Source organism: Kribbella sp. NPDC003505 (assembly GCF_040610875.1).
In the GTDB taxonomy this organism is placed as follows: domain Bacteria; phylum Actinomycetota; class Actinomycetes; order Propionibacteriales; family Kribbellaceae; genus Kribbella.
The window spans coordinates 96,334-110,205 of record NZ_JBEXNA010000007.1; the positions used below are offsets into that span (position 1 = coordinate 96,334).

A 13,872-nucleotide genomic window follows, 5' to 3' on the forward strand; every position below is an offset into this window, starting at 1 on the left:
GAGAGCTCTCTGAGCTGATGATGCGCAGAACTGCACACGAATGTCCAGAGGTGAGCAGTTAACGTTACACGTGCTCGGAAACGAGCGTGGCCGCTGTGCCTTCCTCGAGGGCCTGGAAGATGTGCGGGAGGTCGCCCGGGTAGGCGATGTAGTCGCCGGGGCCGAGTTCGACCGGATCGTCGAGCGGGCCGACGAGGGCGCGGCCGGAGCCGAGGACGACGTGTTCGACGACGCCGGGCATGTGCGGCTCGGACTTCCGGCCGGGGCCCGGCGAGGCGACGATGCGGTAGATGTCGCGGCGCGCGTTCGGCGGGCTGGACGCGACCAGTGTGGCGCTGTAGTCGGCCTGGTCGGAGTAGATTGCCGGGCCCTCGCCGGCGCGGATGATCTGTACCCGCGGGCGCGGCGGGTCGAGCAGTGCGGCGAACGGGGTGTCGAGCGCGACGGCCAGCGCCCACAGGGTTTCGACGCTCGGATTGCCGGTACCGGACTCGAGTTGCGACAGCGTGGACTTGGCGACGCCGGCGCGTTTCGCGACCTCGGTCAGCGACAGGCCGGCCCGGGCCCGATGCCGGCGGAGGGAGGCGGCGATGACGTCCAGGGGTGCGCGGGAGTCCATTGTTCGCTCCATCGGTCTACTTGTTCGGCTTGACGAACGCGTGGCGAGGTGTTCATCATAATGCCCATGCGTTCGATCTGGCGAACACTCGATCCGGGACTCGCCCGCGACATCGGCCTGGTCTGCCTGGCCGACGGCGTCGTCGGGCTGTCGTACGGCGCGATCAGCGTCGGCGGCGGGCTGCCGTTGTGGGTGCCGATCCTGTTGTCGGTCGTGGTCTTCGCGGGCGCGTCGCAGTTCCTGTTCGTCGGGATCGTCGCAGCCGGCGGGAGTCCGATCGCGGCGATGGTCGCGGGTCTGCTGGTGAACAGCCGGCACGTCGCCTTCGGGCTGGCGGTCAGTGACGTGATCGGCGGCGGGTGGCGGCGCTGGCTCGGCAGTCACGTGATGACCGACGAGAACGTCGCGTTCGCGATGGGCCAGGACGACCTGAAGCACAAGCGGGCGGCGTACTGGGCGGGCGGCCTGGGGATCTTCGTCTGCTGGAACATCGGCGTCGTCGCCGGCGGCCTCGCCGGCTCGGTGATCACCGACACCGACGTGTTCGGTCTGGATGCGGCGTTCCCGGCCGTGTTGCTGGCGCTGGTGCTGCCCGCGCTGCGCGATCGGTCGACGCGAACGGCGGCCCTCGTCGGTGTCGTGATCGCGTTGGCGGCAACGCCGTTCCTTCCAGCCGGTCTGCCGGTTCTGTTCGCCCTGGTGGGCCTGTTGTTCTACCGCGCCCAGAAGCCGGCCGTGGAGGTCTCCCGATGAACAACACACCGCTGCTGCTGATCGGCATCGGAGTACTTGCCGTAGGCACCTTTTCGTTGCGGTTCGCCGGGCCGGCATTGCGGAGCCGGTTCGAGGTGCCGGAGCGGGCGCAGCAACTGCTCGCAGCGGCCGCGATCATCCTGCTCACCGCGCTGGTGGCCACCTCCGCCCTGACCGACGGCCACGGTCCGGCAGGCGTCGCGCGCCCGGCCGGCGTACTGGTGGGCGGTGTGCTGGCCTGGCGCCGAGCACCGTTCGTCCTCGTCGTGGTCGCAGCCGCGGCCACCGCCGCCGGTCTCCGCCTGCTCGGCGTCCCTTGAGCCGAGTGCGACAACCTGACGCTCACCCGTCAGCCCTCGTAGCAGCTACCGTGCGGGTATGACGATGTATCCGCCGGCACCCGAGGCGCCCAAGAAGTCGGTTCTGCCGAAGCTCGCGGTCGCGTGTTTCGTCATCGGCTCGATCGTGGTCGGGTTCTTCGTCTGGCGGATCGTCGTCACCGCGCCGCGGACACCGCAGCCGATCGAGAACGGTGTCGTCCACCTGACGAAACCAGGACTGACGATCTACGCGTCGATCCCCGTGCTGACCCCGCCGTGCGAGGTCCAGGACGCGAACGGCAACGACGTACCGATCAAGCCGCCGAGCGGGTCGGAGACGATCACGATCAACGGCGAGAGCTGGTACGTCGTCGCCCGGTCGACGCAGACCGTGCCGGCCGGGGACTACAGCATCTCGTGCACCGACGACGAGACCAGCGCGACGTACGCGGCCGGGCCGCGGTCGTCGGTGGTCGCGTTCGTGCTCTCGATCCTCGGCACCGTCTTCTCGTTCCTGATCTTCATCGGGCTCGGTATCACGCTGCTCACCGTCGGCGCGGTCAAGGCCGCGCGGCGCAGACGCCCGGCCAACACCTTCCCCGGGCAACCCGGTGCCCCAGGCAACTACCCGCCGATGCCGCCGTCGCGGCAGCACACCTTCCCGCCGCCACCGCCGTACCGCCCGGGTCCCGATCCGGACCGCCCGCAGGACCGCCCCGGCGACCGGCCGCAGGACAGGTGACCGCGATGGATCTCGACTGGCCCGGGTGCCGCAACGTCCGCGACGTGGGTGGCCTGCCGACCGGCGACGGGCGGGCGGTGCGCGAGGGCGTGCTGATCCGCGCGGACAGCCTGCAGTACCTGACCGCAGACGGCGTCGAGGCCGTCCGGCGGTCCGGCGTGAGCAGGATCCTCGACCTGCGCGGCGACGGCGAGGTCGCGATCGCGCCGACGCCGTTCACCGGTACGGCGCTGGCGGTGCGGCAACGGCTGGCCGACCCGGCGGACCCGGACCACGGGCAACCGACCATCGTCGAGGCGTGCACGTGGATGCTGGACCAGCGGCCGGAGCTGTTCGCGGCCGCGGTGAAGGCGATCGCGGACGAGCCGGACGGTGCGGTGGTCGTGCACTGCCACGGCGGCAAGGACCGCACCGGCATGGTCGTCGCGCTCGCGTTGAGCGTGGCCGGCGTCCCCCAGGAGGAGATCGTCGCCGACTACTACCTCACCCAGTCGCGGCTCGCGGACTGGCTGGCCGAGCAGCTCGCCGCGGAACCGGACGCGTCCAGGCACCCGGAGATGATCGAGTTCCGCGACACCCGCGCCGAGTCGATCGTCGCGATCCTGCGGCATCTGGACGACCGGTACGGCGGACCGGAGGCATACCTGCGGCACGGTGGTTTGACCGCGGCCGACCTGGACAAGCTGAGAGCCCGCTTGGTGGCCTGACCTGAGTCACCGAGACGTCACCCACCGCAGTACATTGGCGCAATGCCGACCGCCGCAGACCCAACCGGGCAGACCGGGCTGACCGACGCAGCGGCGCTGGCTCGACGTTATGGGCTCTCCCGGAGTTCGGTGCGGCCGCCGTTCGGGGAGTACCTGCAGGAGTTGTGGAGCCGGCGCCAGTTCGTCGTCAGCTACGCCGCCGCCCGCACCTACGCGATGTACGCCGGAGCGCGCCTCGGATCGATCTGGCAGGTGCTGACCCCGCTGCTGAACGCGGCGGTGTACTACCTCGCCTTCGGTGTGCTGCTCGGCACGAAGAACGGGATCGACAACTACGTCGCCTTCCTGCTCAGCGGGATCTTCGTGTTCACGTTCACGCAGCGCTGCATGACCGAAGGGTCGCGCTCGCTCGCCCTGAACCTGTCCCTGATCCGCACCCTGCACTTCCCGCGCGCGACGCTGCCGCTGGCCTACGTGCTGAACGAGCTGAACCAGATGCTGGTCTCGCTCGGCATCCTGTTCGTGGTCGTCGGCTTCACCGACGGCCCGGCGTGGCGCTGGCTGCTCGTCGTCCCGGCGATGCTGCTGCAGGTGATGTTCAACGTCGGGATCACGCTGGTCTTCGCGCGGATCGGGACGTTCGTCTCCGACATCACCCAGCTGCTGCCGTTCATCACCCGGACCTGGCTGTACGCGTCCGGGATCTTCTTCTCGCTGCCGGCCAAGCTGGACGAGGTCGACGCTCCGGCCTGGGTGATCAAGGTACTCGCGCTCAACCCGATCTCGGCGTACATCGACATCGTCCGGCGCGCGTTGCTGTCCGAACACGAAGCGAACCAGCTGCCGCACGCGTGGACGATCGCGATCGTCTGGTCGTTCGTGATGCTCGCGGCCGGTTTCCTGTACTTCTGGCAGGCGGAGGACCGTTATGGCCGAGGCTGATCCGGGGGCTGAACCGACGGTCATCGCCGACCGCCTCGACATCATCTACAAGGTGATCGCCGGCCAGGGCGGCAAGGGGACCGCGGCAACCGCGCTGCGCCGGATCGTCAAGCGCCAGGACCGGCCGACGATCCGCGAGGTGCACGCGGTCAAGAGCGTCAGCTTCACCGCGTACAAGGGCGACGCGATCGGCGTGATCGGGCGCAACGGCTCCGGGAAGTCGACGATGCTGCGCGCGATCGCCGGCCTGCTGCCGCCCGCCTCCGGGGCCGTCTACACCGGCGGCCGGCCGTCGCTGCTCGGCGTCAACGCGGCGATGATGAACGACCTCACCGGCGACCGCAACGTCGTCCTCGGCTGCCTGGCGATGGGCATGTCCGGGGACGAGATCCGGCGCCGGTACGCCGAGATCGTCGACTTCTCCGGGATCGGCGACTTCATCGACCTGCCGATGTCGACGTACTCCTCCGGGATGGCCGCCCGGCTGAAGTTCGCGATCGCCTCGGCGAAGACGCACGACATCCTGCTCGTCGACGAGGCGCTGGCGACCGGCGACGCCGAGTTCCGGGTCCGGTCGGAGCGCAGGATCAAGGAGCTCCGCGACCAGGCCGGCACGGTGTTCCTGGTCAGCCACAGCCTCGACGTGGTGCAGGAGACCTGCAACCGCGCCCTCTGGCTGGACGCGGGCGTGCTGAAGCTCGACGGACCGGTCGACGAGGTCGTCGCGGCCTACATCAAGTCCACCAGACCAGGCTGAGCCTGCAACATGACTGGATATCCAGTTATCCACAGATGTGCGGTCAGGTGATCTGAGCGGTACCGGGTCGGTGGATGCTTGGTGGGTGAACGAGCGACTCAGACAGATCGCGCAGCGACAAGGTGGCGTCTTCAGCCGTCGCCAGGCCCTGGCCAGTGGATGTACGCACGAACAGATCGTGCGTCGCCTGAAGGGCGGCAGCTGGGAGCAGATCCGACGCGGTCAGTACGCCGAGACGCTGGACCTGACTGCTCTGCCGCCGTGGGAACGCACCCGCCTGCTGCATCTGCGGCAGGTGCACGCAGTGGTGAACGCGATGCGCCCCGGCTCGATCGCGGTCAGCCATCAGTCGGCGATGGTCCTGCACGGTCTGCCGATCTGGGGCCTGGACCTCAATCGCGTGCATGTCACCCGGGTGGACGGACGTTCCGGTGGCGTCGTCGCCGGAGTACAGCATCACCTCGGAGTGCTGACCGACGCTGACCTGAGTGTCGTTGACGGTCTGCTCGTGACCAGCGTCGCACGCGCGACCCTCGAATCTGCCTGCGCGACGTCGTTCGAGGTAGCGGTGGTCGGCGTCGACGCGGCGCTTCGCGCCGGCCACCTCGGGGAGCACGAGATGCAGAGACTTCAGTCCGTGATGGCGTTCTGGCCCGGATCATCGGTAGCCAGGCAAGCGCTGCGGTTCGGGAACGGACTGTCCGAGTCGGTCGGAGAGTCTCGGCTCCGGGTCTTGATGTACGAGCGGGGGTTGCCCCGACCTCGGCTGCAGACCGAATTCCACGACCGTTTCGGGTTCATCGCCCGGGTCGACTTCGACTTCGAGGGCTACGAGACGGTGACCGAGTTCGACGGCGCGTTGAAGTACGGCGGCGGCTCACCGGAGGTTCTGATCCGGGAGAAGCAGCGGGAGGACCGGCTCCGCGCCATCGGCCTCACCGTGATCCGCACCGATTGGTCCGACTTGGACCGCCCCGCCGATCTGGCCGCCGACATGCTCCGGACGCTGAACCGCCACCGCCGCACAGCCTGACTTGCTCGTAGATATCCACTCGCGTTGGGGGTTCTGCTCTCACATATCAGTAGAGAACCCTCAAGAGGAGAGGATATCCAGCGCGGTTAGACCGCTTTGGGGCGTTCGCGGAGGCCGATCAGGAAGCCGAGGCCCCAGGAGACGTGCATGGTCGCGCAGACCAGGGGCATCCAGAACAGCGCCTTCCAGGGCAGGTAGCGGCCCTCCATCGCGGAGCCGAAGATGAGCAGCAGGGCGTAGCCCAGCGGGGCCAGGAAGCCGATGTCGAGCCAGCTGATCCCGGTGGCCAGGCCGATGATGCCGAGGATGGTGCCGACGGCCAGGCCGATGACCGCGACCGGCGGCGCCAGGTAGCGCTTGCTGGCGGTCTCCGGGTGCCGGCGGATCACCTCGCGGCGCCACTGGCCGGTGTGGAAGAACTGCTTGGCCACCGCGGACAGCGAGGAGCGCGGCCGGTACGTGACGGACAGGTCCGGGGTGAACCAGATCAGGCCGCCGGTCTTGCGGATCCGGTAGTTCAGCTCCCAGTCCTGGGCGCGGTGCATGGTCTCGTCGAAGCCGCCGACCCGCTCCAGCGCGGCCCGCCGGAACACGCCGAGGTACACGGTGTCGGCCGGGCCGGCCTTGCCGCCCTGGTGGAACGTGGACGCGCCCAGGCCCAGCCGGGAGCGGTACGCGCAGGCGACCGCCATCTCGGTCGGGGTCCGGCCCTCCGCGGCCATCACGCCGCCGACGTTGTCCGCGCCGCTCTCCTCCAGCACCTCGACCGCGCGGGTGATGTACCCGTCGGTGAGCGCGCCGTGCCCGTCGACCCGGACCAGGATGTCGTGCTTGGCGTGCGCGATCCCGACGTTCAGCGCGGCCGGTGTCTTGCCGCTCGGGTTCGGCACGATGCTGATCCGGTGGTCCTTCTCGGCCAGCTTGTCCGCGATCTCCTGGGTCCGGTCCTTGCTCGGGCCGATCGCGAGGACGACCTCCAGGTCACCGGGGTAGTCCTGGTCGAGTACGCGGCCGACCGCCTCCTCGAGGTGGCGTTCCTCGTTCAGCACGGGCATCACGACGGACACGGGTGGCCAGTGGGACAGCGGCATATCAGGTCAGGCCTTACAGATCGATGCGACGTCGTCGACGCCGGTGGCGGGTGTGGTCGGAGAGCTTGTCGGCTTCTTGGTGGTGCTCGTGCTCGGCTTCTTCGTCGTGGTACTGCTGGTCGGCTTGCTGCTACTCGGAGTGCTCGAAGTCTTACCGTCTCCTCCCGAGCCCTCCTTGTCCAGCGATTCGGACTTCGCGATCGCCTCCGCGACCTTGGTCCTGATCAGCGCGAAGTCCGGGTCGCCGGTGTGGATCAACGGCGGGACCGCGGAGAAGCTTGACACCGGCAGCTTCTTCGCGTCCAGCGCGAGATCCGTGAAGGTGCCCAGCTCGCCCGCCGGGATGCTCGTCTTGACCACCTGTTTGCTGGCCGACGCGATGCCCTGGAACTTGGTCAGCACGGTCGACGGCGACAGTTGGTTCAGCATCGCGGACATCACGCACTTCTGCCGCGCCATCCGCTCGTAGTCCGACGACTCGGCCCGGGACCGGGCGAACCAGAGCGCGTGGTACCCGTCCAGGTGCTGGTTCTTGCCGGCCTCGATGTAGCCCTTGATCGGCGAGCTGCCGCCGCCGATCGGAACCCGCTTGCCGATGTCCAGCGTGATCCCGCCGACCGCGTTCAGCAGGTCGCGGAAGCCGGCCAGGTCGATCAGCACGTAGTAGTTGATCTTCAGCCCGGTGACCGCCTCGACGGCCTGGGTGGTCGCGGTCTCACCGGGGTTCGGGTCGCCGGGGAACAGGTTCTTGTGACCGGCGGCGTAGGTGTAGACCGCGTTCAGCAGGCACTCGGCGCCGCAGTTCTTCCAGTGGAAGCCGTCCGGGAACTGCTTGGCCATCGCCGTACCGGCCGGGAACGGGACCTTGGCCAGGTTCCGCGGCAGGCCGATCAGGACCGTCCGGCCGGTGTCCGCGTCGATGCTGGCCACTGTCATGCTGTCCGGCCGGGTGCCGATCCGGTCCGCGCCGGAGTCGCCGCCCATCAGCAGCACGTTGTAGCGGCCCTTCTCGGCCTTCGACTTCTGCCCGTTGCCGAACACGCTGGCGACGAAGTCGCGCTGGGTGTTCACGATCACGCTGGCGTAGATCAGGGCGCCGACCACGACGAAGATCAGCACGCCGTCGAGGATGCTGGCGACCAGCCGGTGGTTGCGCTCCAGCGTCAGCGGCTGCGCGATCCGGTACGCGTCGACGAACAGCGCGGCCCAGCCGATCGCGAGCAGGATCAGCAGCACCTGGACGATCCGCAGCGTGCCCGGGCGGGCCAGGATGTTGATCGTGCCGGACCGCCAGATCAGGCCGAGCACGATGAAGAAGACCACGATCGCGACCAGGCCGGCGACCACCCGCCAGGCCCAGCGGCCGGCCTTGCGGCTGCCCGCCACGATCTGGGCCGACCCGGGCAGCACCAGGGTCATGAACAGCAAGGCCAGCGCACGCTTGAACCGCACCGGTTCGCGGAGATTGCGCAGGTCTGGCTTCTCCTGCGGCATGACGTCCTTCCCCCTGAAAATCCAACGCAGTCCTCCGGGCGGGCACTGCCGACCGTACCTTGTCGTTCCTCGTCATTCCGTATGACGTGCCGGGGCAGGCGATGGTTCGAGACCGGGCGGATCCGGAGACGAAGAGTAGCAGTCCTGACACGGAGCGCAGGAAAACCCCTGATCTCACCCTGCTTCACACGGCTGTGATGGTCGGCGGCGGTGGGATGCGTTACGAAGTCTCCAAGCCCAAACAGTGAGGAAACCGCCCCATGAAACTGTTCCGTACGCTTCTGGCTGCCACCGCGGTCGCGAGCACCACCCTTCTCGGCACGAGCTCCGCCCACGCCGCGGCGCCCGGCGCCGACTTCACCGGGATCGCAGCACTCAGCAACTGCTCCGCCTCCCTCGTCCGGTACGCCGAGTCGGTCTCCACCGACAAGGCCCTGGTACTGACCAACGGGCACTGCTACGAGGGTGGCTTCCTTCAGCCCGGCCAGGTCCTGGTGAACAAGACGTCGACGCGCTCGATCACGCTGCTCAAGCCGGACTCGAGCCGGGCCGGGACGATCCGCGCCGAGAAGATCCTGTTCGGCACGATGACCAAGACCGACATGATCGTGTACCAGGTCAACGAGACCTACGCCTCGATCAAGACCCGCCTGAACGTGACTCCGCTGACGCTGGCCAAGCAGGGCCCCGCGGACGGCGCCGGCATGGCGGTCGTGTCCGGCTACTGGAAGCGGATCTACACCTGCTCGGTGCAGGCGACGATCCCGCAGCTCCGCGAGGGCGACTGGACCTGGCAGAACTCGATCAAGTACCAGCAGCCGGGCTGCGAGACCATCGGCGGTACGTCGGGATCGCCCGTGGTCAGCACCTCGACCGGCGAGGTCATCGGGGTCAACAACACCGGTAACGAGGACGGCGAGCAGTGCACGCTCAACAACCCGTGCGAGGTGGACGCCGACGGCAACGTCACGGTCGACCAGGGCGCGGCGTACGGCCAGCAGACCTGGTGGCTCTACACCTGCCTGACCGCGAACCGGACCATCGACCTGAACAAGACGGGCTGCGAACTCCCCAAGCCGGCCCGCCGCCACTGACACACGGTGACGATGCCCGCGGGGTGACGCAGACCACTTCGATATCCGGTAACGTCGCCCCGCATGGCAGTCGACTCCGCTACTGATCAAGTCGTCACAACCGGTTGGCCGAGCCCGTTCGGAGTTCGGACCCGGTTGGTCGCGTCCAGTGCGCTGATGCTGTTCGTCGAGCTCGCGCTGATCCGCTGGACCGGCTCGAACGTCGTCCATCTCAGCTACTTCTCGAACTTCGTGCTGCTCGGCTCGTTCCTCGGGATCGGGATCGGCGTGCTCCGCTCCGGGCGGGCCAAACGGCTGCCGTACTACTCGCCGATCATGCTGGGCCTGCTCGTCCTGGTGATCGCCTGGAAGCCGGTCACCGTCGATCGCGGCAGCTCGTCGAGCGTCATCTACTTCACCAGCCTGAACACCACCGGCCCGCCGGTCTGGGTGATCCTGCCGGTCATCTTCGTCGCGGCCGCCGTGGTGCTGGCCGGCCCGGCCGAGCTGGTCGGCCGCTGCTTCGCGGAGCTGCCGCGCCTGACGGCCTACCGGTTCGACCTGGTCGGCAGCCTGGTCGGGATCGTGACGTTCACGGCGCTGTCGTTCCTGGGCGCGCCGCCGATCTGGTGGGGACTGATCGTCACGCTGGTGTTCGCCGCGCTGATGATCCCGCGGTCCGCCGCGTTCTCCGGCCGCCGCGCGGTCGCGACCGGTGTCAGTGCCGCGCTCGTGCTGTCGCCGCTGATCGTGATGCTCGGCGTGCTGTTCCACGAGTCGACCAAGCCCGACAACAGCTGGTCGCCGTACTACAAGGTGCAGACGAAGCAGTACACCTGGGAGGGTGTGCCGCTGCTGACCATCACGGTGAACGGCGTTCCGCACCAGCAGGCGATCCCGGCCGACGCGCGGCTGCAGTGGGAGCCGCAGTACGGGCTGCCGTACGAGCGGGCGAACGCCGGCAAGCAGCCGAAGAACGTGCTCATCATCGGCGCCGGTTCCGGCTCGGACGTGGCAATCGCCCTGAAGAAGGGCGCGCAGCACGTCGACGCGGTCGAGATCGACCCGCGGATCCGCGACCTCGGCAAGGCGCTGCACCCGGACCGTCCGTACCAGGACCCGCGGGTGAGCTCGCACATCGACGACGGGCGCGCGTTCCTGTCCCGGACGGACAAGAAGTACGACCTGATCCTGCTGGCGCTGCCGGACTCGCTGACGCTGGTGAACGGCGCGAGCTCGCTGCGGCTGGAGAGCTACCTGTTCACCCAGCAGGCGTTCGAGTCCGCGAAGGAGCACCTGAACCCGGGCGGCGCGTTCGCGATGTACAACTACTACCGCGAGACCTGGCTGATCGATCGGCTGGCGTCGACGGCCGAGCAGGCGTTCGGCCACAAGCCGTGTGTCGACAAGATCGGCGACGGCCTGCAGCAGGCGGTGGTGACGGTCGGTCTGACCGAGCAGGACCAGACGTGTGCCGCCGAGTGGCCGGGGGCGACCGCGCAGACGCCGCCGCCCGCGACCGACAACCGTCCGTTCCTGTACCTGTTCACGGACCGGATCCCGTCGCTGTACCTGGTGACGCTCGGGCTGATCCTGGTCGCCGGCCTGGTCGGTGTCGGGATCGCCGGCGGCGGTGCGTCGTACAAGCGGATGCGCCCGTACGCCGACCTGTTCCTGCTCGGCGCCGGGTTCATGTTGCTGGAAACCAAGAGCATCACCGGCTTCGCGCTGCTGTTCGGTACGACGTGGGTCGTGAACGCGATCGTCTTCGCCGGGGTGCTGGTGGCGGTGCTCGCGGCGGTCGAAGTGACCAGGCGGTTCAAGACACCACCGATCAAGGTGATGTTCGCGATCCTGTTCGGCGGCCTCGCGTTGTCGTGGGTGTTCCCGGACAGCTGGCTGTTGTCGATGCCGGTCGGGCTCCGGGCGCTGGTCGCCGTACTGATCGCGTTCACGCCGATCTTCGCGGCGAACGTGATCTTCGCGAAGCGGTTCACCGACACCGCCGACGGGACGGCGTCGTTCGGCGCGAACCTGCTCGGCGCGATGCTCGGCGGCTGCCTGGAGTACGCCGCGCTGATCATCGGCTTCCACGGCCTGCTGATCATCGCCGCGCTGCTCTACGTCGGAGCGTTCCTGCTGACCCCCAAACTGGCACCGAAACTGGCACCGAAACTGGGAACCCGTGAGTGAGCTCGCCGACTACTACCGCGAGCGGGCCCAGGAGTACGACGCGGTGTACGACAAGCCGGAACGGCAGGAGGACCTCGCCCGCCTGCGGGCCCTCCTGCCGCCGCTGGTCGCCGGCCGGTCGGTGCTGGAAGTTGCCGCCGGCACCGGTTACTGGACGACGGCGCTCGCGACCACCGCGCGGTCGGTGGTCGCGACCGACCTGAACGACGAGACGCTCGCCGTCGCCCGGACCCGGTCCTACGGCCCGGCCGAGGTCCGTTTCGAGACCGCGGACGCGTACGACCTCGGCGCCGTCGAGGGCCGCTTCGACGCGGTCTTCGCGGGCTTCTTCTGGTCCCACGTGCCGCGGGCCGACGTACGGCGCTGGGTCCGGGGGCTGCTGGACCGGGTCGAGCCGGGCGGCGTGGTGATCCTCGCCGACAACCGGTACGTGGAGGGCAGCAACTATCCGATCACCCGGACGACGGCCGGCGGCGACACGTACCAGACCCGGCAACTGTCGGACGGGCGCACCTTCGAGGTGCTGAAGAACTTCCCGACCCGGGAGGAGCTCGCGACCGAGGTTGCGCCGGCCGAGGCGGAGTGGACCGAGCTGACCTACTTCTGGCTGGCAACCGTCTGCTGATCTGGTACGGGTTCGGCCCGTTTCCGGCGTTCCGGGTGCGGCCTGGTGGCAGGATCTGAGACATGACGTGGCTCGTGACTGGTGGTGCTGGGTACATCGGGGCGCATGTGGTGCGCGCGTTCCGCAACGACGGGATCGACGTGGTCGTGATCGACGACCTGTCGAGCGGGAAGGCGGAGTTCGTCCCGGACGGCGTGCCGTTCGTGCGGGCGAACCTGCTCGACGCGACGGCTGTCCGGACGGCGCTCGAGGGTGTCGACGGCGTCGTGCACCTGGCCGGCTTCAAGTACGCCGGAGTCTCGGTCGAGCGCCCGCTGCACACCTACACGCAGAACGTGACCGCGATGGTGTCGCTGCTCGAGGCGATGGCGGAGACGTCGGTGCGCAACATCGTGTTCTCGTCCAGCGCCGGCGTGTACGGCACCCCGAAGGACGAGGTCGTCACCGAGGACACCGAGCCCGACCCGCAGTCGCCGTACGGCGAGTCGAAGCTGATCGGTGAGTGGCTGCTCCGCGACCAGGCCGCCGCGACCGAGCTGCACCACACCTCGCTGCGCTACTTCAACGTCGTGGGCTCCGGCGACCCGACGGTGTACGACGCGTCGCCGTACAACCTGTTCCCGATCGTGTGCGACCTGCTCACCCAGGGGAAGGTGCCGCAGATCTACGGCACCGACCACCCGACGCCGGACGGTACGTCGGTGAAGGACTACGTGCACGTCGCCGACCTGGCCCGCGCGCACGTAGCCGCCGCCCGCGCGCTCGAGTCCGGCAAGACCCTCGAACCGGTCTACAACCTCGGTAGCGGCACCGGCACATCGGTCCGCGAGATCATGGACGCCGCCCGCCGGGTCACCGGCATCGACTTCACCCCGACCGAGGGCCCGCGCCGCCCGGGTGACCCGTCCCGCGTCGTCGCGAACGGCGACCTGGCCGCCCGCGACCTGGCCTGGCAGAACACGTACACGGTCGACGACATGTTCGCCACCGCCTGGGAAGCCTGGCCGAAAAGCTGAGTGGTGAGCGATCCCCGGCGGTTGTAGCCTGTGGCGCAGTTCACAGTTGCTGCCCGGACATCGGGCACGATCGAGGGGTGCGATCCATGAGTCACGAGAGCCTGCCGCAGTTCCTGGCGAAGATCGATCTCTTCGAGGGGCTGTCCAAGGACACGCTGTCCGACCTGATCGAGCGTGGCACCACGCTGAAGGTTCCGGCCGGCAGCCGGGTGATCGAGCAGGGTGCGCACGACGCCGGCCTGCAGGTGGTGCTCGAGGGCTCGGCCGCCGTCGAGGTCAACGGCGTCGTCCGTGAGCCGCTGGGAGTCGGGGACTACTTCGGCGAGATCTCGCTGATCGACGGCCTGCCGCGGTCCGCGACCGTGGTGGCCGGGCCGGACGGCCTGAGCACGTTCGCCCTGTCCGCGCTGGCGTTCGAGCCGGTCGTGAAGGAGAACCCGGAGGTCGCCCAGGCGTTGCTCAAAGCCCTGACCGCCCGGATCCGCGACCTCGAGTCCGAGAGCTGAA

General features: G+C 68.7%; 15 protein-coding genes. 12 read left to right on the forward strand and 3 right to left on the reverse strand.

All coding sequences use genetic code 11. The features are described 5' to 3' along the window. Nucleotides 1-64: 64 nt before the first annotated feature. Nucleotides 65-619 (reverse strand): XRE family transcriptional regulator, encoded by a 555-nt coding sequence (locus tag ABZX12_RS24405; protein WP_355696576.1) that lies wholly within the window; start codon nucleotides 617-619, stop codon nucleotides 65-67. A 66-nt stretch (nucleotides 620-685) separates the two neighbouring features. On the opposite strand from ABZX12_RS24405, the gene ABZX12_RS24410 reads away from it, so the two are divergent. The 7 genes from ABZX12_RS24410 (at nucleotide 686) to ABZX12_RS24440 (ending at nucleotide 5,873) form a co-directional block, all read left to right on the forward strand. Beyond that, on the forward strand, nucleotides 686-1,372 hold the full coding sequence (locus ABZX12_RS24410; protein WP_355696578.1) for an AzlC family ABC transporter permease: 687 nt from the start codon (nucleotides 686-688) through the stop codon (nucleotides 1,370-1,372). Next, nucleotides 1,369-1,692, forward strand: a complete 324-nt coding sequence (locus tag ABZX12_RS24415; RefSeq protein ID WP_355696580.1) for an AzlD domain-containing protein — start codon at nucleotides 1,369-1,371, stop codon at nucleotides 1,690-1,692. The genes ABZX12_RS24410 and ABZX12_RS24415 overlap by 4 nt, the downstream gene beginning before the upstream one ends. A gap of 58 nt (nucleotides 1,693-1,750) precedes the next feature. After that, nucleotides 1,751-2,434: a hypothetical protein gene (locus tag ABZX12_RS24420; RefSeq protein ID WP_355696581.1), complete on the forward strand. Its 684-nt coding sequence runs from the start codon at nucleotides 1,751-1,753 to the stop codon at nucleotides 2,432-2,434. A gap of 5 nt (nucleotides 2,435-2,439) precedes the next feature. Beyond that, on the forward strand, nucleotides 2,440-3,141 hold the full coding sequence (locus ABZX12_RS24425) for a tyrosine-protein phosphatase (protein ID WP_355696583.1): 702 nt from the start codon (nucleotides 2,440-2,442) through the stop codon (nucleotides 3,139-3,141). 42 nt (nucleotides 3,142-3,183) lie between these two features. Further along, nucleotides 3,184-4,083 (forward strand): ABC transporter permease, encoded by a 900-nt coding sequence (locus tag ABZX12_RS24430; RefSeq protein ID WP_355696584.1) that lies wholly within the window; start codon nucleotides 3,184-3,186, stop codon nucleotides 4,081-4,083. After that, a complete protein-coding gene (locus ABZX12_RS24435) occupies nucleotides 4,070-4,840 on the forward strand; it encodes an ABC transporter ATP-binding protein (RefSeq protein ID WP_355696586.1) in 771 nt (256 codons plus the stop codon). Before ABZX12_RS24430 ends, ABZX12_RS24435 begins: the two co-directional genes overlap by 14 nt. A gap of 85 nt (nucleotides 4,841-4,925) precedes the next feature. Further along, nucleotides 4,926-5,873: a type IV toxin-antitoxin system AbiEi family antitoxin domain-containing protein gene (locus ABZX12_RS24440; protein WP_355696588.1), complete on the forward strand. Its 948-nt coding sequence runs from the start codon at nucleotides 4,926-4,928 to the stop codon at nucleotides 5,871-5,873. Nucleotides 5,874-5,959: 86 nt separating this feature from the next. Here the strand turns inward: ABZX12_RS24440 and ABZX12_RS24445 are convergent, their stop codons facing one another. Beyond that, nucleotides 5,960-6,958 carry a glycosyltransferase family 2 protein gene (locus ABZX12_RS24445; RefSeq protein ID WP_355697185.1) on the reverse strand — a complete coding sequence of 333 codons (999 nt, stop codon included), beginning with the start codon at nucleotides 6,956-6,958 and terminating at the stop codon, nucleotides 5,960-5,962. Nucleotides 6,959-6,970: 12 nt separating this feature from the next. Then, complete coding sequence (locus ABZX12_RS24450; RefSeq protein ID WP_355696590.1) at nucleotides 6,971-8,458, reverse strand: LCP family protein; 1,488 nt, start codon at nucleotides 8,456-8,458, stop codon at nucleotides 6,971-6,973. 260 nt (nucleotides 8,459-8,718) lie between these two features. Here ABZX12_RS24450 and ABZX12_RS24455 point away from each other — a divergent pair, with 260 nt between their 5' ends. The 5 genes from ABZX12_RS24455 (at nucleotide 8,719) to ABZX12_RS24475 (ending at nucleotide 13,871) form a co-directional block, all read left to right on the forward strand. Continuing rightward, nucleotides 8,719-9,552 (forward strand): serine protease, encoded by an 834-nt coding sequence (locus ABZX12_RS24455; protein ID WP_355696592.1) that lies wholly within the window; start codon nucleotides 8,719-8,721, stop codon nucleotides 9,550-9,552. A 156-nt stretch (nucleotides 9,553-9,708) separates the two neighbouring features. Then, a complete protein-coding gene (locus ABZX12_RS24460) occupies nucleotides 9,709-11,724 on the forward strand; it encodes a spermidine synthase (RefSeq protein WP_355696594.1) in 2,016 nt (671 codons plus the stop codon). Next, a complete protein-coding gene (locus ABZX12_RS24465) occupies nucleotides 11,717-12,349 on the forward strand; it encodes a class I SAM-dependent methyltransferase (protein ID WP_355696596.1) in 633 nt (210 codons plus the stop codon). The genes ABZX12_RS24460 and ABZX12_RS24465 overlap by 8 nt, the downstream gene beginning before the upstream one ends. 62 nt (nucleotides 12,350-12,411) lie before the next feature. Next, nucleotides 12,412-13,365: a UDP-glucose 4-epimerase GalE gene (gene galE, locus ABZX12_RS24470; RefSeq protein WP_355696598.1), complete on the forward strand. Its 954-nt coding sequence runs from the start codon at nucleotides 12,412-12,414 to the stop codon at nucleotides 13,363-13,365. A gap of 86 nt (nucleotides 13,366-13,451) precedes the next feature. Beyond that, entirely contained in the window at nucleotides 13,452-13,871 is a 420-nt protein-coding gene (locus ABZX12_RS24475) for a cyclic nucleotide-binding domain-containing protein (protein ID WP_355696600.1), read from the forward strand. Nucleotide 13,872: the final 1 nt, after the last annotated feature.